Genomic DNA, 18,480 nt, shown 5'->3' with positions numbered 1-18,480 from the left:
GGGCGCCGGGCGCGGTCAGCCGCGGCCCGGGGCCTGGGCGGAGAGTTCGGCCGCGGTCGCCGTCACGGCCGTGGCCAGCTCGGCCAGCCGGTCGTCGCCGAACCGGACGCTGGGGACCTGCAGCGCGACCGCCGCGAACACCCGGCCCGCGTGGTCGCGGACCGGTGCCGCGATGGCGCGCACGCCGATCACCCGTTCCCCGTCGCTGACCGCGTATCCGCGCGCACGGACGCGGGCGAGCTCCGCGTCCAGGGACGCGCGGTCGGTGATGGTCGCGTCGGTGTAGCGGGGGAAGGGCTCGGGGAGTGCCACGGCCGGGTCGCCGAAGGCGAGCAGCGTCTTGCCCATGGAACAGACGTGGATCGGGTTGCGGGCACCCGGCTGCTGGTCGTAGCGCAGCGGGTGCGCGGACGGCAGTTGCACGAGTACGGCCACCTCGTCGCCGGAACGCACTCCCAGGGTGACCGACTCGCCCGTGGCGTCCCGCAGGCGCTCAAGTGTCGGCTGCATGACCGTGGTGCCGAGCCGTTCGAGGGCCAGCCGCCCCAGCACGGCCGAGGTCACGCCGAGGTGGTAGCTCTCCGTGACGGGGTCGCGGCCGAGCAGGCCCGTCTCGTGCAGCGCCCGCATCAGGCGGTGCGCGGTGCTCACCGTCAGATCGAGCCGGTGGGCGACCTGGGTGGGGGTGAGCGTCACCGCGCGCTCGAAACAGCGCAGGATCGCGATGGCTCGGTCCACCGACTGGGTCCCGGCGCGGGGACGCGGTGCCGGCCGGCTGGAGGTGTCGATCGTCATTCCCACAGTGTCGCTCCCGCCCGGCCCGGTCGCACCGGTGCGGGGCGCGGGGCCGGAGTACCGCTCCGGTAAATCCACTAACTTGACTGACTTAGTAGAGATTACTATATTGCGGGACCGTACGAGCACAATGTGGAACGCCCTCCGTGTCAGTGGCGTACTGGAATCGGAGCCCCTCATGACCGTCCACCGCGGCGCCCCGGCCGCCACGCTCGCGCTGGCCCTCGTCCTGGCCGCCGGATGCGCCGCCGGCGACGACGTGCGCGCCGAGGACATTTCCGACGTCACCCTGCGCGTCGGCGACCAGACCGGAGCCACCCGCGCGCTGCTGGAGGAGGCCGGGCTGCTGGACGACGTGCCCTATGAGATCGAGTGGTCCGAGTACGCCGCGGCGGTCAACCTGCACGAGGCCCTCAAGGCCGACGCCATCGACATCGGGGCCGCGGCGGACGCCCCCACCGTGAGCGCCATCGCCGGCGGATCCTCCATCAGCGCGGTCGCCGCGTGGTCCAACGACGGCAAGGGCACCGCCCTCCTCGTGCCCGAGGACAGCGCCGCGCGGTCCGTCGCCGACCTCCGAGGCGCCGACGTGTCGCCCACGACCCGCGGCAGCATCGGCCACTACCTGCTGCTGGAGGCGCTGCGCGAAGAGGGGCTGTCGGCGGGCGACGTCAACGCGTCCTTCCTCGCGCCGGTGGACGCCAGTACCGCCTTCTCCTCCGGCAGTATCGACGCCTGGGCGATCTGGGGCGTGTACCAGGCGCGCGCCGTCGGCGAGCTCGACGCCAGGGTGCTCGTCGACGGCGAAGACCTGCTGCCCGGCTACTCCGTGCTGAGCGCGACCGAGGAGACGCTGGCCGACCCGCTCCGGGTGCAGGCCATCGCCGACTACGCCGACCGGGTCGACCGCGCCTACGCGTGGGGACGGGAGGACTCCGACGCCTACGCCGAGTTCTACGCCGAGTTCTCCCGGCAGCCCGTCGAGATCGCCCGGGAGGTGGGCGACTCCAACACCGCCTACCGGAGGGTGCCCGTGGACGACGCCTTCGCCGAGGAACTCGCGGCCGTGCACCGCACCTGGGTGGACGGGCAGGTGCTCCCGGACCGCGAGCTGGACCTCACCGCGCACGTCACGGACGTGGTCGACCGGGCCGGGGACGTCGGCTGATCCGAGCCGGTGCCGCCCCGGCTCCCCGACCGCCCGAGACCGACCGCCGACCTGAGGAGTAACGCCCGTGAGCCTGCACCAGCCCCCCGCCGGACTCCGGTCCGATCCCGCCGAACCCCACCCCGCCGAACCCGACACGGCCGGGCGGCGCACCGGGACGCCGGACCCTGCCGTCCCGGCCGAGACGGTGCACTCCAGCGGGCGCCGCCGCGGCCGCCCGCCCCGCTGGCTGATCAAGACCGCCAGCCCACTCGCCCTCGTTCTGCTCTGGCAGCTCGCCAGCACCACCGGGGCGCTACCGGAGGAGACCCTGGCCGCCCCCGGCACCATCGTCGCAACGGCCGCCGGACTCGCCGAGACCGGCGAACTGCAGGACGCCGTGCTGACCTCGCTCAGCCGGGTGCTCGCCGGCCTGGGCATCGGGATCGGCGCCGCCGTCGTCCTCGCCACCGTGTCCGGGCTCTTCCGCCTGGGCGAGGACCTCATCGACGCCCCCGTGCAGATGCTGCGCACCGTACCCACCATCGGGCTCATCCCGCTGCTCATCATCTGGTTCGGCATCGGCGAGGAACCCAAGATCGCCCTCATCGCGCTCACTGTCACGTTCCCGCTGTACATGAACATCTACGGGGGGATCCGCAACGTCGACTCCGCGCTGATCGAGGCCGGCCGCACGCTCGGGCTCGGCCGATTCGGCACCGTCCGGCACATCGTGCTGCCCGGGGCCATGCCCAGCGCGCTCGTCGGCCTGCGTTACGCCCTCGGCTCCGCCTGGCTGGCGCTGGTCTTCGGGGAGACGATCAACGCCTCGTCCGGTATCGGGTACCTCATGAACAACGCCCGTGAGTTCTTCCAGACCGACGTCATCGTCGTCTGCCTCGTCCTCTACGCGTTCCTCGGCCTCCTCGCCGATCTCATCGTCCGCGTCCTCGAAAGGGTGCTTCTCGCATGGCGTCCGGCCTTCAGCGGAACCTGACCCCCGCACCAGCCGCTCCCGCCGACGGCACCGTCGTGCGGGTGCGCGGTCTCACCCGCGCCTTCGACGGGCGCGCCGTCATCGACGGCCTCTCCCTCGACGTGGCGCCCGGCGAGTTCGTCGCACTGCTCGGCGCCAGCGGCTGCGGCAAATCCACCCTGCTGCGCGTCCTCGCCGACCTCGACCACGACATCACCGGCGAGGTCACCGTGGCCCGCAGGCGCGCGGTCGGCTTCCAGGCGCCGCGGCTGATCCCCTGGAAACGGGTATGGCGCAACGTCGTCCTGGGCCTGCCCGGCCGCCCCGACCGGAACCGTGCCGTCCGCGCCCTGGAGGAAGTCGGCCTCGGCCACCGGGTGAACGTGTGGCCCAAGGTCCTCTCAGGAGGCGAGGCCCAGCGCGCGGCCCTGGCCCGCGCGCTCGTCCGCGACCCCGACCTGCTGCTGCTCGACGAACCCTTCTCCGCGCTCGACGCGCTCACCAGGATCAAAGCCCAGGACCTCGTCGCCGAACTCTGGCAGCGCCACGGCTGCGCCGTCGTCCTGGTCACCCACGACGTGGAGGAGGCCGTCCTGCTCGCCGACCGGGTGCTGGTCATGCGCGACGGCGTGATCGCCCACGACCAGCCGATCGGCCTCCCCCGCCCACGCCGACGCTCGGCCCCGGAGTTCGTGGCCTTGCGAGCAGACCTGCTGGCCAGGCTGGGGGTGGACCGGCACTGACGGGAGTGGGCGCTTGGCCGGAGCAGCGGAGTCGAAGGCGCTGCGGACCGGCGGGGACGGGTTGCGAGTCGGTCCGCCCCCACCTGCGTGGGGCTCACCGGCCGAGCTCCTGCCACCGCGCGGTCGCGCGCGGTCCACCCCCACCTGCGTGGGGCTCACCCGCTGCCGCCCGGCCGGCACCGGCGCGACCACGGTCCACCCCCACCTGCGTGGGGCTCACGCCGAGGGGGCCGAGGTCACCTCGGAGACGACCGGTCCACCCCCACCTGCGTGGGGCTCACCGGGGAACTCGCGCCTGGGGCCAGTTGGGCCGCGGTCCACCCCCACCTGCGTGGGGCTCACAACACGAGATCCGCACCAACCTGCTGAACGCGCGGTCCACCCCCACCTGCGTGGGGCTCACGCCCCCGGGACACGCGCCGGAGTGTGTCCGGCAGGTCCACCCCCACCTGCGTGGGGCTCACCCCACGTGTGCGCGGATGCCGGTCCCGCTGCACGGTCCACCCCCACCTGCGTGGGGCTCACGAGTACCTCCTCAGCACGTTCATCCTGAGCGCAGGTCCACCCCCACCTGCGTGGGGCTCACCATCTCGGTTACGTCAGGGGGCGCGTGAAATGCGGTCCACCCCCACCTGCGTGGGGCTCACCTCAGTTTCGAGCCGTAGTAGGCGATGGGGGGCGGTCCACCCCCACCTGCGTGGGGCTCACCGATGCGCGTGATATCCCGCGCGACGTGTGTGCGGTCCACCCCCACCTGCGTGGGGCTCACACTTCCTCACCTGGGACGACGCTGGCCGTTATTGATTTGTGACCAAAAATGGCCGCCTACTGGAGTCTCCTGTAGTCGCTCAGACGCAGAAAGTAGTTTCAAGATTTTTCTCCTGAAAGCCCAATAATCCTCGGCCCTTGTTACTTATCTACGCAGGTATCGGGGAGGACTGGACTGAGGGGATTCATCCTTGTCGGACGATTCTGTGCCCTCTCGCGAAGATCGGGGGCATTGTGTTGATCTTCGTCTGTGGGGGAAATCGGATGGATTGGGGGAAGGTGTCACCTATCCGGTCGCCTGTCATCTCCTCGATGCCGGAGCGGCCGCCGAAGCGCTGTGGCGCGATCACATAGCCGACGGTACCCGGTCGACCATTTCCGACGGGCTCGGAGTGGACGTCGATGGTGCGGGTCTCCTGGTGGCCCATTGGGCTGCGCTGCATGATATCGGCAAGATCACTTACGAGTTTCAGGCAATGGATTCGTCCGCCCTCCCGAAAGAATACCCGGCGTCCACGGTTCATCACGGTCATGATCACGTGGCCGCCCAGTGGCTGCAATACGCACTCCCGCGAATCGGGTATCCAGCGGAAGGCATGCCCGCCGCCGCGACTATGGTCGCGCAGTTGCTCGGCGGGCACCACGGGCGATTCCACCATCAGGAGGAGAGCCATTCGGCATCACCGCTGCGGGCGCTCGGTTACGCCGACGATGCGTGGGAGGAGCAGCGGCGCGCGCACCTTGATGTGGTCAGTGAGCTGATGGGGCGCCCGGCTCCGCCGTCGCGGATCGATGGGGTGGTGGCCGCGCTGGTCTGTGGGATCGTCATTCAGGCCGACTGGCTGGTGAGCCAGCTGCACTTCGTGCGCCGGCAGCTCGCCCTTCTCTCCGAGGGCCCCGCGGATCTGCGGCGGCATCTCGCCGTGGCGCGCCGCACTGTTCCCGGCCTGCTGGCCGAGGCGGGGCTGTCTCGTCCCCCGGCACGGAGCGGGGGGTTCACGGCGGCGTTTCCCGGGATCCCGCAGCCCAACGGCCTCCAGCGGTCCCTCGAACGGTGGCTGCCTGAGCTGTGCACCGGCCCCGGCCTGCTGGTCGTGGCGGCGCCGATGGGCGAGGGCAAGACCGAAGCGGGACTGTACGGCGCCGAGATCATGGGCCGGGCGTCCGGCCGCAATGGGCTGTACCTGGCCCTGCCCACCATGGCCACCGCGGACCAGATGTACGGCCGCGTGCGGGCGTACCTGGACGGGCGCGTCGACGCTGCCGGCAGCATGACGCTGCTGCACGGCATGGCGTGGCTGAACACCGACTACCTCCCGGAAGTCCCCGGTCCGCCGAGTGGCGTCCGCCCCGGAGACGGGGACGTCGGCGCCACCAGCGTGGAGTCGCCGGAACGGCGGCGTCTCATCGAGGTGACGGAGTGGCTCCAAGGGCGCAAGCGCGGGCTGTTCGCCGACTACGCCATCGGGACCATCGACCAAGCGCTCATGGCGGCCCTGCGGGGCCGCCACAACGTCGTTCGCATGCTCGGGCTGAGCGGCAAGACGGTCGTCATCGACGAAGTCCACTCCGCCGACCCGTATATGCAGGCCCTGCTCACCCGGTTGCTCACCTGGCTCGGCAGGCTCCAGGTGCCGGTGGTGCTGCTGTCGGCGACGCTGCACCACAAGATCGCCGCCATGCTCGTCGACGCCTATCTGAAAGGCGCAGGCCGGCGCCGCGGCGAGCGCACGGCTCCACCCGCCATCGCCTACCCGGGGTGGCTCTACGTCGACGGGCGCACCCACGAGGTGACCGCCAACCCGGAACCGCTGCCGACCACGCCGCGCCCACCCCTCGCGGTATCGCTGCGCGAGGTCGACCTGGGCGGCGCCGAGGGGCGGGCCGATGCGCTGGCCGACGAACTCGCCGGTCTCCTCGATGAAGGCGGCTGCGCGGCCGTCATCTGCACGACCGTCGCCGAGGCCCAGCGCACCTACGACCAGATCGCCGGGCGGTTGGCCGACCGCTTCGGAGACGCGGAGGCCGGGGTTCGCCTGGAGCTGTACCTGCTGCACTCGCGCTTTCCGGCCGAGCAGCGGGAGCTGATCACCTCCGAGATCGTGCGCAGGTTCGGTAAGCAGGGCGCCCGCGAGGGCGCGCGGCCGGGGTCGGCGATCCTCGTCGCGACGCAGATCATCGAACAGAGCCTAGACCTCGACCTCGATCTGCTCGTCACCGACCTCGCGCCGATGCACCTCCTGCTCCAGCGGGCCGGACGGTGCTGGCGGCACGAGCACCTGGACCTCATCAAGCGGCCGGAATGGGCGCGGGAACCGCGCATGGTCGTCATAGCCCCCGCCCGGCCGGACGACACGCGGTCACTCCCGCGGCCGTGGCGCTTCGTCTACCACCCGTCGCTCCTGCTGCGCACGCACAACCTGCTGCGCAAGTGGGCGGGACGGCCGATCCGCGTCCCCGAGGACGTGCAGGAGCTCGTGGACGGCATGTACGAGCATGCCGACCTGAACCTCGGCAACCCCGACAGTGACGTCGACCGGCTCGCGGAGGAGATCGCGCACCGGCAGCTCGGGGCGAACGCGGCAGTCCCGCCACCGGCGGAAGTGCGGCGGGACCTGTACCGGCTCACGGACCGCGACGACCTCGGTGAATCCAAGGTGGCGACCCGGTTCGGCGCGGAGTCGCTGCGCGTCATCTGCTGTTACGAGGACGACCAGGGAGAGCGCTGGCTGGACCGGGGTCGTGACCGCGCACTGCCCGCCCGAGGAAGCAGCCCCGACGGGACGTTCACCCCCGCCGACCTGCGTCTCCTCCTGGCCCGCACGATCCCCGTTCCGGCGAGCTGGCTGGACGAGGACAACGCAAGCGCCGCAGTCCCCGAGACGTGGAGCGCGAACGTCCACCTGCGCGACGTCCGCCTCCTCGTGCACGGCCTGTCGCGGGACGGCGCGGTCCGGCCCGCCGAGATCGCGGGCCGGACCGCGCTCCTCGACGACGAACTGGGGCTGGTGGTGGAGCGAGACGGCTCCCGCGCCGGTGACTGACCGCCACCCGCATCTCCGCGACCTCTGCACGTCCGTCGGCCGCACGTCCAGGCCCCACCCCCACAAAGGTGGGGACCCACAACGACTATCGCCGACTCTCCACCCGGCCTACCGGAGTCCCTCATGCCACCCCGAGTCCCCTTCGATCTCTCCGTGCACCCCTGGTTGCTCGCACAACCCAGGGCGGCGGGCACCGACGTCCGCCGCCTCGGCCTCCGGGACGTCCTCGCCCGGGCGCACGAGCTCTCCGACGTGGAGCTGCCGCTCCCGCCGGCCACCGCCGGCCTCTGGCGGGTGCTCGCGCTGCTCACGGCCCGGGTGACCGGGCTGGACACGGCGGAGGACCCGGACGAGTGGCTGCTCCGGCGCGCCGGCTACCTCGAAGCCGGCCGACTGCCGGAGCACGAGCACCGGCACGGCCCCGGAATCGACGCCTACTTCGCCGGACTGCCGGGGCGGTTCGACCTGTTCGGAACCGAGCGCCCCTGGATGCAGGATCCGCGGCTGCGCGAGGAGTGCCCGAAGAGCGCGGGCGTCAACAAGCTCGTGTGGGGGCGGCCCTCCGGCAACAACCAGGTGTGGCTGGGACACCACATCGACGCGGACCCCGCGCCGGTCCCCGCGGCGGAGGCCGCGTGGGCGCTCCTGATGTGGCTCTACTACGGGTCCTCCGGCCGGTGCGCGAGCAGGAGTGTCACGGGCAAGTCGGGGACGGTCACGGAGGCGAACACCACCGCCGGTCCGCTCCGGCGCAGCGTGTCCTTCCACCCCCTCGGACCGACGCTGTTCCACTCGCTGCTGCTCAACATCCCCTACCCGGGCGACGCCGAGCACGCCGACCTCGCGCCGTGGGAGGAGGACCGGCTCCCCGATCCGCTCGGGCTGCCGCCGAGCGGTGACGGACTGGCGGCCCGGCTGGTCAACCGGTACCGCCACGCGGTGCTGTTGAGCCCCTCCCCGGACGGCCGGGAGGTCGAGGACGCCTGGATCACCTGGGCGTGGCGCAGGACAGGGCCGGAGATCGAGGATCCGTACCTCATCCACGACACGAGCAAGACGGGATCGAGGTACGCGCGACCGGCCGACGCCGACCGCGCCATCTGGCGGGACATCGACGCCCTGCTGTTGAAGAGCAGCTCCAAGGGCACCACCCACCGCCCGCTGATCTTCGACACGTGCACCGCCGCCTCGGGCGTGCCGCACGAGCTGCGGGCGGCGCTGCGGGTCCGGGCCTACGGTTTCGACCAGGACGGGCAGACCCGGGACCGGCAGTGGTTCACCGCCGGCACGCCGCCCATTCTCGACCGGCTCGCCGACGAGGCAGCCGACGGAACGCCCGAGGCGACACTGCGGGTCACCACCGCGCACGACGCCGCCGAACGATCGGCCCGGGCCCTGGCGGCCGTCCTGGTGGCCGCATGGCGGGACAGCACGGGCGTACGGGAGGGGAACGGGCCGTGGCGGCGTGCGGGGATGGCGAGGTTCTGGCCGCTCGCCGAACAGGAGTTCTGGTCGATAGCGCTGGACGGCGACCGCACCGGCCCGGGCAACGCCTTCATCCGTATCGCGCTGCGGGTCTTCGACGAGGTCACCGGCCCCTACACGCGCCGCCCGCGGGTCGCCGAGGCCGTCGAACGGGCCCGGCGGGGGCTCTACGCGGGCTGGGTGACCGAGAACGCTCCAGAGGAGAGTGCGTGAACGAAAAAGAACTCGTCGCCGCCGGCGACCGCATGACGGCCCGCATCCGGCACGTCATCGAGCATGATCCGGGCCTGCGAACGGCGCTGCGCCGCGGGATCGGCCGACCCCCGAAGGACATCGCCAACTTTCACGCGCACGCGGTGGTCGCGCCATTCCTCCCGGAGCGGCCGGACCACGCGACGGAACGCGCCTTCTACACCGTGGCGGCGCTGATCGCCGCCCAGCAGCGCGGGGCGCGCGACCAGGACGTCGCGAGGGCGGCCCTGGAGAAAGACGACGGCGCGGAGGGCGGCTCCACCGGCGCCGCGAACACGGCCGCCGGTCGGAGCCGGCGGCGCAACCTCGGCGAAACCCTGGCCTGGGCGGTGGAGAAGGGCCGCGTGAACGGCGACACGGCGCGGGACCGGCTCCACCTGCTCGCCCGGTACCGCGTCGACCGGCTGCACCGCGAGCTGCCCAAGCTCGTCTCCTACCTGCGGGCCGACCTCATCCCTGTCGACTGGGGTTACCTGCTGCGCGACCTCGCCCGATGGGGCTCCGAGCGGGACCAGGTCGCCAAGGAGTGGGTGCAGCGGTACCACCGCACCCGCGATGACATCCAACGGGAGCGCAAGCGCCGGGACGACGACGCGTCCGGGACCGCCGGGGACACCACTATCGAGACAGAGGACCGACTCTCATGACCACTGCCGCCTACCTCGACATCCACGCCCTGCAGACGCTTCCGTACAGCAACATCAACCGGGACGACATCGGCCTGCCCAAGACCGTCGAATACGGCGGGTACGAACGGACCCGCGTGTCCAGCCAGAGCTGGAAGCGCGCGGTCCGCCACGAGGTCGAAGCCCGTCTCGGCGACCGCGCGGTGCGGACCCGCCGCCTCGCCGCCGGCATCGCGGCCCGGCTCGAAGGGCAGGGCTGGGACCCGTACCTCGCCCGCGAGGCGGGCCGGCAGGTCGTCGCCGCCGCGGGCAAGGGCATCAAGCTGGAGAAGGAACAGGACGGGCAGGCCGTCGCCACCTCGGTGCTGCTGTACCTCCCCGAGCCGGGGATCGACAAGCTGGCCGAGCTCGCCGCCCGGCACCGCGAGGAGATCGCGAAGGAGGCCGCCAAGAAGAAGCCCGGCACGGCGGTCCCCTCCGACGAGGTCAGCGAGGTCCTGCGCTCGCGCAGCGCCACCATCAACCTGTTCGGCCGGATGCTCGCCGAACTGCCGGGCGGCGACGTCGACGGGGCCGTCCAGTTCGCGCACGCGTTCACCGTGCACGGGACCGAGGTGGAGACCGACTTCTTCACGGCCGTCGACGACATCCCCAGCGTGGCCGGGGACCGGGGGAGCGGCCACATGAACGTCGGGCAGTTCAGCGCCGGCACCTTCTACCGGTACGCCAACGTCAACGTCGCCGGGCTGCTCCGCAACCTCGACGACGACGCCGGCACCGCTTGCGAGCTCGTCGGGGAGTTCCTGACCGCGTTCCTGCGCACCGTCCCCAGCGGGAAGCAGAACGCGACCGCCGCGATGACGCTGCCCGACCTCGTCTACGTGGCGGTGCGCGGCGACCGTCCGGTCTCCTTCGCTCCCGCGTTCGAGCAGCCGGTCGTCGGCGACCGCGGGTACGCCGCGGCGGCGCGTTCGGCGCTGTCCGGCTACGCCACCAACCTGCACGCACTGTGGGGCCGGGAGGAGATCCGGTTCGACGGGCATGCCGGCATCGACGGCGAGTCGGGCAAGCTCACGGGGCTCGGCGACCGGCACGACTCGGTGCACAGCGTGCTGTCCGGAGCGCTCGGCGCCGCCTTCGGGCCGGCCGAATGAGCGGATTCCTGCTCCGCCTCGCCGGTCCGCTGCAGAGCTGGGGCGAGCACAGCGCCTACGGGCTGCGGGACACCGTCGCCTTCCCCACAAGGTCCGGACTGGTCGGGATGTTCGCGGCGGCGCAGGGGGTCGAGCGTGGTGCCGACCTCAGCCGCTACGACGATCTCGGAATCACCGTGCGGATCGACCGGCCCGGAACCCGGACGGTCGATTTCCACACGGTGGGCGGGGGAATGCCGGCCGGCCGCACCGTCCCCACCGCGGAAGGCAAGCGGAGGGGCGCCGAGGTGAGCACGATCGTCACCCATCGCGCCTACCTCGCGGGCGCGGTGTTCACGGTCGCAGTCACCGCGCCCGACGAGGCCGCACAGCCGATCGCCGACGCGCTTCTCGCCCCGCACTGGCAGCCCTACCTCGGGCGCCGCGCCTGCGTCCCCGACCAGCCGCTCGTCCTGCGCCGAGGGGTGGCGGATCCGGTCACGGAGCTGGAGAAGGTCCCGCTACCGCCACCGCTGCCCGGGCGTCGGCACGGGCATGCGGGTGAGACGGTGCGCGTGGACTTCGTGTACGAGGGCGACCGTGTGCCGCCCGGACGGAGCGGGGAACGCACCGTCCTCAGCGATGTCCCGCGGTCCTTCAGCGGCGCGCGGCGGGCGTACGCGACGCGGCCGGTCACCGTGCTCCCCGAGGAACTGCCCGCGACGCTGGCGCGCTGGCGCGACCACAACGGCTACCTCGCGGCGCTGTACGACTACGTGCGGGGAACGTCATGACGCTCGGACTGACCAGAATCGTCCCGAACCCCCGTTGCGCCGAGGCGCGGGCCGACCTCGGGGACATGGGGGCGCTGCACCGGCGGCTCATGCGGCTGCTGCCGCCCACCGGGCTCGGGCCGCATCCGCGCCAGGCCGCGGACCTGCTCTTCCGGGTCGAGCAGACCCGCGCCGGCACGTCGGTGCTCGTGCAGGCGAACCGCCCGCTCGACACCTCCGGCATTCCGGAGGGATACGGGACGGTCGACACGCGTGACCTCACGCCGCTGCTGGACTGCCTCGCGGCCGGGCTGCTGGTCCGCTACCGCATCGTCGCCAGTCCGACCCGCCGCATCGGGGGCTCCAAGGATCGGGGCAAGACCGAGGTCACGACCCCGCTGCGCGGCGCGGAGGCGGACGCGTGGTGGCGGCAGCGCGCGGAGGGCCACGGGCTGCGGCTGCACTCCCTCGTGTCCCTGGACCGGGCGGACGCGGTCGACCGGTCCCGCGGCAGGCGCATCCGGCACGCCTCCGTGCTGTTCCAGGGAACCGCCGAGGTGATGGACGCGGACGCCCTGCGGTCGGCGGTGCGGACCGGCATCGGCCGCGGCAAGTCGCACGGATGCGGACTGCTCAGCCTGGCCGTGATCGGACGCGAGTCGTGAGCCTCCCGGAGGCCGATGCGCGGCGGCGGCTCGCATCGCCCACGCTCGCGATGCTGCCCCGGGTCTCCGACGGCCTGTCGTTCCTCTACATCGACATCGCCCGCGTCGAGCAGACCGACACAGGGGTGTGCGCGGTCATCGAGACCCCGGCCGGCGGAGTCCAGCGCACGTACCTGCCGACGGCCGCGCTGGCGTGCGTGCTGCTGGGGCCGGGGACGTCGATCACGCACCGGGCGCTGTCGACCCTCATGCGGCACGGCACGACGGTCGTGTGCGTCGGCTCCGGCGGAGTCCGCTGCTACGGAGCCGTCCAGCCCGCCGACCGAACCACGGCGTGGCTGGAACGCCAGGCCCGCGCATGGGCCGACCCGGAGGCCCGGCTCGACGTCGCCGTGCGCATGTACGAGTTGCGCTTCCAGCAGGAGATCGAGAGAGGCACGCCGCTGGAGGTACTGCGCGGCATCGAGGGATCGCGCATGAAGGCCCTCTACCGGACCCTGGCCCAGCGCCACCGCCTGAAGCCCTTCAAGCGCAACTACGACCCGAGCAGCTGGGGGGACCAGGACCCCGTCAACCTCGCGCTCTCGGCCGGCAGCCAGGCACTGTACGGAATCGCGCACGCGGTGATCGCCCACCTCGGCTGTTCACCCGCCCTGGGGTTCATCCACGCAGGCAAACAGCACTCCTTCGTGTACGACATCGCCGACCTGTACAAGGCGCGGACCACCATCCCCCTGGCCTTCTCCCTCTCCAAGTCGCACGATCCGGAGTCCGAGGTCCGACGTCGGCTGCGGGAGGACTTCCGCCTGTTCTGGCGGTTGCCGCAGATGGTCCGGGACGTCCAGTGGCTCCTCGACCCGGACCGGCCCGATCCGGAGGAGGCGGAGGAGGAACCCGTCCGCCTTGTCGAACTGTGGGACCCGGAACGGGGCAGCGTCGCCGGGGGCGTCAACTACGGCGACGACGTGATGTGAAAGGCGACCATGGCGAACATGGTGGTCATCTCGACCTCAGCCGTCCCCGACCACGTGCGCGGCGCCCTCACCCGCTGGATGATCGAGCCGAGGGCGGGCCTCTACGTGGGCACGCTCTCAGCCCGCGTCCGGGAAGAACTGTGGGACATCGTCCAGGCGACCCTCGGGGAGGGCTCCGCCGTGTGCATCCACCCGACCGACAACGAACAGCGATTCCTGATCCGAACGGCGGGCCCGCAACGTCGGGAGGTGGTCGATTGGGGGGGGCCTCCAGTTCGTGATGATGAACCCGGTGGAGGAGGAACAGGCGCCCATTCCAGAGGGGTGGTGAATACGTAGCGTGGTTGATTGATTACGACGATGCTCGTGGGTGCGTGTTTTCTGGTAAAGAAACGATAACGGGCTATGTTGCTGCAGGTCGGGAAGTGTGGGCCCCACGCACGTGGGGGTGGACCGCCCTGGATGCCGCCGTTGCGGGCGTTTACCGCGTGGGCCCCACGCACATGGGGGTGGACCAACGCCTGCGTCATTCGGTGCTCGGGAACCCGCGTGCCGCCCCACGCAGGTGCAGCCGACGCTCTCGCCGCTGAACGCCTGTATGAACCCCGCCGACGCCCTCCTCCAGGGGGCCGTTACCCCTTCCGTCCCGGGTGGATCCGGCCGCCCGTGGCGTGGTAGATGGTGCGGGGGACGCGTGACGTCGGGAGGCCGGTCACGGCGCGGAGGCGGTGTTCGTAGGAGCCGTTCTCGGCCGGTGCGGGCGGGGGTGACTGTGGCTGCACCGGCCCGCCGGGGTGGGGGCGGCCTTCCATGAAGGCTTCGGCCACCGGGCAGCCGGGGATCGCGTGGACGGTGACCGGGGGCGCGGGTTGCGGTGTGGCCTGTGGGCCGGTGTGGGCGTAGGGCGGGATGGGGAGGCCGGCGGGGAAGTCGCCGGGGGGTCCGTAAGGCGGCGGAGTGGACATGGTCCTCCGTACGTTCTCGGGCGCGGTTCGGTCAGCCGGAGCGGCGGAGGGTCTCCGCCGCCACCCGGGTCGTGGTGGTGCGGGTGGCCTCGGCGAGTCGGCGTGGGTCGATGGCGGTGGTGCGTGCGAGGTGCCGGTCGGGGCCGAGCCGGAACACCTCGGCGCCGCCGCCGCGCAGGACCTCGGCCGTTCCCGCGAAGTTGAACGCGGGGTCCTCGCCCGGCCGCGCGTCCACGAAGACCACCACGGTGCGGGCCAGCACCGACTCGTCGCTGTCCGCGATCATCCGGTCCAGGGCCCAGCCGACGCTCGCCGCGCCCTCCCGGGTGGCCGCCTCCACCAGGACGTGGGCGTGTGCGCTCGCCAGGGTCGCGCGGTCGAGGTCGGCGGAGGGCCGGGCGCCCCGGTCGACCAGGGTCACGCCGAAGAAGCGGGTGAGCGGCAGGACCGTGTTCGGCAGCAGTTCGGGGGCCGGTGCGGAGTCGTCGCCGTCCCCGGTGGCCGGAAGCAGCCAGACGCGTTCGCGCGCTGGAGTCAGGGAGGGCTCCAGGTGCTCGAAGGAGTCGGCCTCGATCCGGCCGGCCGCGAGGTCGGCCAGGGAAAGCCGTGGCCGCACGCCGAACCGCAGCGCGAGCGTCCCCCGGCCCGGGACGAGGTCGACGGCCAGCACCCGGTCGTGCCGGTAGTGTGCGAACGCCATGGCGAACAGCGTCGTGAGCACGCTGACGTCGGCTCCGCCGCGCGGGCTGGTCAGCACGATGCGGCGTCCCGTGGTGATCGGCCGCTGCAGCGCGTGCCCGGAGTCGATCACGGCGAGCACGTCGTCCGCCGGCCGGAAGGTGCGGACGACCGCGCGGCCGATCCGGCGCGGCAGCGAGTCGCCGCTCACGGCGGCCGTGGCCACGCCGCCGGCGGCCGGTGACTTCGCGGGGGCGTCCATCGGCGTTCCTTCCGCGGTCGTGGGTCAGAAGGTGGTGAGAAGGCGCTCGTAGGTGCCGAACGCCCCGATCGCGACGGGGATCAGCGCGACCACCGCCACGGCCTCGATCCGGCTGGTGATGCGCCGCAGCCGGGCGCGGACGTACTCCGGCGGTTCGGCCGCGAGTACCACGAGGGGAATGGCCAGGCCGGCGAGGAGCAGCCCGAGGGCCGCCCAGAACGCCCAGGCGGCTTCGTCGGCACCGGCCAGCGCGGCGCTCACCAGGACCACGAGTGCCGCCGCGAGCAGAGGGGCCTTCTCGGTGATCAGCGGGTAGAAGCGCGCCCGGCTGGCCAGCACGATCGCGAACAGCAGGGACAGCGCCGCCGTCCAGCCGTTGAACTCCAGCGCCAGCACCAGCCCGGCGACCGCGCCCGCGAGGGCCACCGCCACGACGGCGACCGTCATGCCGCGGTGTGCGCCGACCAGCGCGGTCAGCACGTCGGTCCGGGCCACGGTGGCCCCGGAGCTGCGCTGGTCGTCGAGCGCGGTCAGCCCCGACGTCGTGAGCGCCATCCGCAGCAGCAGGCTGAGCAGCACCACGCACGCCACGACCGTGACCGCCGCCACGTGGTGCGCGTCCAGGCCGAGCACCGCGCAGACCGGCCACAGCAGCGCCAGCACCAGTGCGACCCCGCCGCCGACCACGCCGCCGCGGCCGAGGCCGGAGGTGAGGCCGAGCAGGATCACCAGCAGGGCGGCCACGACGGCGATCCCGTCCCACCGCACCCAGCCGGGCCAGCCGTACAGGTCGGCGGCGAGCCACAGCGCGAGGCAGCCGAGCGCGCCGCCGCTCAGCGACAGCGCCGTGCCCAGGGCCTCCCGCCAGGTGGGGCCTATGGCGGCGCCGGTGATGATGAGCGCCACCGCGAGCGCGGCGATGGCGGCCACCGCGGCGCCGCCGCCCAGGCCGGTCCACAGCAGGCCGCCCAGTGCGAGCCAGAGCACCGCCGCCGCCGCGGTGGCGGTCCACCGGGCCGCCGCCGGGGTCCACCGGCCCCGGTGGCCGTCGAGCGCGTCGCCCACCGCCTCGGGCACCTCGTGCACGACCGGCGCGGGCAGCGGGTCGTCGGCGCGGACCAGCCGGAGCACCGACCCGTCCGCGATGCTGCGGCCGGCGAGGGTGGCGTCGCCCTCCAGTACGACGCCGGCCGCCGTGGTGAGGTGCAGGGGCTGCGCCGGGTTGGACACGGGATCGCCGAGAAGCTGGAGAACTTCGGGCAGCAGCGCGCCGATCGGCTCCTGGGCGGGCAGGACGGCGTCGACCCTGCGCCGCTCGCCGACGAGCGTCACCCGGCTCCACACGGTCATCGAGCCCTTCCTGTCGATTCCGCGCCCCGCTCCCCGGCGGGACGGCGCCCGATATCGCGGCTACTGGGGGACATCCGTCACCTCGACCCGTTCAAGGTATCCGTTGCTCAGCAACCAGCGGATGCTCGGCAGCTCGGGCGGCTGGCTGAACCCGTTCGCGGTGATGCGGAACCGGACGGCTCCACCGGGGCTGCCCACGGTGGCCGGGGACAGCGACGCGGTGGCCCGGAACGGGTGGATGACCCGGTAGCGCTGGTAGCCCTCGGATCCAGGCTCGCCGGAGCCGGCCGTCTCGGAGCCGTCCCACGCGTACTCGGGCAGCCCGCGCTGCGCGAACGGCGTTCCGTCGGGGAAGAGCAGCGAGCCGCTCTCCGGGCCGAACGCGTCCAGGATCTGCCCCGGTTCGAAGGCGTGCTGATAGCTGCCGCCGGTGCTCTCGGCGATCCGCTCCTCGGCCTGGGTCACGGTCTCGGCGGTCTGCTCGCGGGCCGCGGACTCCTCGGCGGCGGTCAGCCGCTGCGGGCCGGACTCCGTGGTGACCAACTGCTGGTACAGCCAGCGGGCGGCCTCGTCCACGGTGCCGAACTCGGCTCCGGTGCGGCCCTGCTCGAACTCGATGATGCCGGCGGAGAGCCGGTCCCCGTCGTCGGTGAGCAGGTAGTAGCTGGCGACGCTGCCGGCCTCGGGCCGGGGCTCGCCGGGCAGGACGTACAGGTCCGGCGGAACGCCCGCGCGGTCCAGTTCCGCGCGCAGCATGGGCAGCGTGACCTCCGTGCCGACCCAGTCGGCCGGCAGCGGCGCGGCGCTGACGTTCGGCGGCCCGGCCGCCTGTTCCTGCTCCGTCTCCTGGTCGCGCAGCTGGTTCTGGAGGAAGGACCAGCCGACGGTCCCCGCGCACAGCACCGCCGAGACGCACAGGCTGACGAAGACCCGCATGATGTTCTCGTCCAGCCGCCTGCGGGTCCGCTGCGCGCCGAAGACCACGGCTTCCCGGAGGCGCTGACGGCGGACGGCGACCGACTCCAGCAACTGGCTGTCGTAGTCGCGAGCCATCGGGGGTCCTCTCGGTCACGGAGTCGCGGGGGCGGTGCGGACGCGGCGCGGGAGGGACGCCGACGGGCCGGCGCGTCCCTCCCGGTGCCGGGGTACGAAGGCGGCGCTCCCTAGATGGCCTGCACCGCCGCGCTGGCGCGGCTCAGCGTCTGCTGTGCGGTGCCGTCGTTGCTCTCCAGGGTGCTGCGCACCAGTCGGATGATCTCACGCACCTCGTTGGCGGCGTTGTGCCACTTGAGCTCCTTGGCGCTGTACTCATCGGACACGCCGGTGGCTTCGAAGTCGGCCATCGCGTTGCTGACGTCCACGTCGCGGCTGCCGATGATGGCCTCCAGCTGCCCCATGACGGCGTGGATGTTGGTCTGCGCCTCCTCCGAGGCGCCGATGTCGTAGCTGTTGCGTCCCTCGGTCATCGGGCTCCCCTCCGATCGTGCTCTGCTCAGGCCGTCCGGAACTTGGCGGCGTCGAAGTTGGCCGCACTCATGTTCTGCCGGGCGTCCTCGGCCATGGTCTGGCTGCCGGAGGAGAAGGCCGTCTGCATGCCGCGCTGGCCCTCGTTGATCGACCCGAGGCCGGCGTTCAGGTCCGCGGTGATCTGCTCGGAACGGGCCTTGAACGAGTCGAAGGCGGCCTTGCCGGCGCCGTTGAACTTGCCCGACAGCGGCTCGGCGGCCGCGATCAGCTGCTGGATGAGTGTGCCGAGGTCCTGCTGTGAGTTCGAGGTGTTGCTGACGAGGGTCGTCAGCGTCTGGTCGCCGTAGTCCCATCGAGACATCTGTTCACCTGTTCCT

17 protein-coding genes and 1 CRISPR repeat array are annotated in these 18,480 nt (G+C 72.4%); of the genes, 11 read left to right on the top strand and 6 right to left on the bottom strand.

Translation table 11 applies throughout. The features are described from left to right. Positions 1-15: 15 nt before the first annotated feature. Positions 16-795, bottom strand: a complete 780-nt coding sequence (locus ACFQRF_RS19305; protein ID WP_379872533.1) for an IclR family transcriptional regulator — start codon at positions 793-795, stop codon at positions 16-18. A gap of 178 nt (positions 796-973) precedes the next feature. Between ACFQRF_RS19305 and ACFQRF_RS19300 the strand changes: the two genes are divergently transcribed. The 11 genes from ACFQRF_RS19300 to cas2e all read left to right on the top strand — a co-directional run bounded on the left by ACFQRF_RS19300 (position 974) and on the right by cas2e (position 13,720). Then, positions 974-1,963 carry an ABC transporter substrate-binding protein gene (locus tag ACFQRF_RS19300; protein ID WP_379872532.1) on the top strand — a complete coding sequence of 330 codons (990 nt, stop codon included), beginning with the start codon at positions 974-976 and terminating at the stop codon, positions 1,961-1,963. A 67-nt stretch (positions 1,964-2,030) separates the two neighbouring features. Continuing rightward, positions 2,031-2,939 carry an ABC transporter permease gene (locus ACFQRF_RS19295; RefSeq protein ID WP_379872531.1) on the top strand — a complete coding sequence of 303 codons (909 nt, stop codon included), beginning with the start codon at positions 2,031-2,033 and terminating at the stop codon, positions 2,937-2,939. Next, positions 2,912-3,661 (top strand): ABC transporter ATP-binding protein, encoded by a 750-nt coding sequence (locus ACFQRF_RS19290; RefSeq protein ID WP_379872530.1) that lies wholly within the window; start codon positions 2,912-2,914, stop codon positions 3,659-3,661. The genes ACFQRF_RS19295 and ACFQRF_RS19290 overlap by 28 nt, the downstream gene beginning before the upstream one ends. A 70-nt stretch (positions 3,662-3,731) precedes the next feature. Next, positions 3,732-4,430: a CRISPR direct-repeat array (repeat unit 28 nt; unit sequence GGTCCACCCCCACCTGCGTGGGGCTCAC). A gap of 205 nt (positions 4,431-4,635) precedes the next feature. After that, the gene (cas3, locus tag ACFQRF_RS19285; protein ID WP_379872529.1) at positions 4,636-7,473 is read left to right on the top strand and encodes a CRISPR-associated helicase Cas3'; all 2,838 of its coding nucleotides are present in this window, start codon (positions 4,636-4,638) and stop codon (positions 7,471-7,473) included. A gap of 123 nt (positions 7,474-7,596) precedes the next feature. Beyond that, entirely contained in the window at positions 7,597-9,171 is a 1,575-nt protein-coding gene (gene casA / locus ACFQRF_RS19280) for a type I-E CRISPR-associated protein Cse1/CasA (protein ID WP_379872528.1), read from the top strand. After that, entirely contained in the window at positions 9,168-9,857 is a 690-nt protein-coding gene (gene casB, locus ACFQRF_RS19275) for a type I-E CRISPR-associated protein Cse2/CasB (protein WP_379872527.1), read from the top strand. The genes casA and casB overlap by 4 nt, the downstream gene beginning before the upstream one ends. Then, on the top strand, positions 9,854-10,990 hold the full coding sequence (gene cas7e / locus ACFQRF_RS19270; protein ID WP_379872526.1) for a type I-E CRISPR-associated protein Cas7/Cse4/CasC: 1,137 nt from the start codon (positions 9,854-9,856) through the stop codon (positions 10,988-10,990). Before casB ends, cas7e begins: the two co-directional genes overlap by 4 nt. Further along, complete coding sequence (cas5e, locus tag ACFQRF_RS19265) at positions 10,987-11,763, top strand: type I-E CRISPR-associated protein Cas5/CasD (protein WP_379872525.1); 777 nt, start codon at positions 10,987-10,989, stop codon at positions 11,761-11,763. The genes cas7e and cas5e overlap by 4 nt, the downstream gene beginning before the upstream one ends. Next, a complete protein-coding gene (gene cas6e, locus ACFQRF_RS19260; RefSeq protein ID WP_379872524.1) occupies positions 11,760-12,407 on the top strand; it encodes a type I-E CRISPR-associated protein Cas6/Cse3/CasE in 648 nt (215 codons plus the stop codon). Before cas5e ends, cas6e begins: the two co-directional genes overlap by 4 nt. Further along, the gene (gene cas1e / locus ACFQRF_RS19255; RefSeq protein WP_379872523.1) at positions 12,404-13,381 is read left to right on the top strand and encodes a type I-E CRISPR-associated endonuclease Cas1e; all 978 of its coding nucleotides are present in this window, start codon (positions 12,404-12,406) and stop codon (positions 13,379-13,381) included. Before cas6e ends, cas1e begins: the two co-directional genes overlap by 4 nt. Before the next feature lie 9 nt (positions 13,382-13,390). Next, positions 13,391-13,720 carry a type I-E CRISPR-associated endoribonuclease Cas2e gene (cas2e, locus tag ACFQRF_RS19250; RefSeq protein ID WP_379872522.1) on the top strand — a complete coding sequence of 110 codons (330 nt, stop codon included), beginning with the start codon at positions 13,391-13,393 and terminating at the stop codon, positions 13,718-13,720. A gap of 657 nt (positions 13,721-14,377) precedes the next feature. Here cas2e and ACFQRF_RS19245 read toward each other — a convergent pair. The 5 genes from ACFQRF_RS19245 to ACFQRF_RS19225 form a co-directional block, all read right to left on the bottom strand. Next, complete coding sequence (locus ACFQRF_RS19245; RefSeq protein WP_379872521.1) at positions 14,378-15,286, bottom strand: MinD/ParA family ATP-binding protein; 909 nt, start codon at positions 15,284-15,286, stop codon at positions 14,378-14,380. Between the two features lie 24 nt (positions 15,287-15,310). Beyond that, the gene (gene eccD, locus ACFQRF_RS19240) at positions 15,311-16,636 is read right to left on the bottom strand and encodes a type VII secretion integral membrane protein EccD (RefSeq protein ID WP_379872520.1); all 1,326 of its coding nucleotides are present in this window, start codon (positions 16,634-16,636) and stop codon (positions 15,311-15,313) included. 60 nt (positions 16,637-16,696) lie between these two features. Further along, positions 16,697-17,689, bottom strand: a complete 993-nt coding sequence (locus tag ACFQRF_RS19235; RefSeq protein WP_379872519.1) for a TNT domain-containing protein — start codon at positions 17,687-17,689, stop codon at positions 16,697-16,699. A 110-nt stretch (positions 17,690-17,799) separates the two neighbouring features. Then, on the bottom strand, positions 17,800-18,102 hold the full coding sequence (locus ACFQRF_RS19230) for a pore-forming ESAT-6 family protein (protein WP_379872518.1): 303 nt from the start codon (positions 18,100-18,102) through the stop codon (positions 17,800-17,802). 26 nt (positions 18,103-18,128) lie between these two features. Then, positions 18,129-18,464 (bottom strand): hypothetical protein, encoded by a 336-nt coding sequence (locus ACFQRF_RS19225; protein ID WP_379872517.1) that lies wholly within the window; start codon positions 18,462-18,464, stop codon positions 18,129-18,131. Between the last annotated feature and the right edge of the window lie 16 nt (positions 18,465-18,480).

It is taken from the genome of Marinactinospora rubrisoli (genome assembly GCF_042664915.1).
GTDB lineage: Bacteria > Actinomycetota > Actinomycetes > Streptosporangiales > Streptosporangiaceae > Marinitenerispora > Marinitenerispora rubrisoli.
This window is presented reverse-complemented; position numbering and strand designations above follow the sequence as displayed.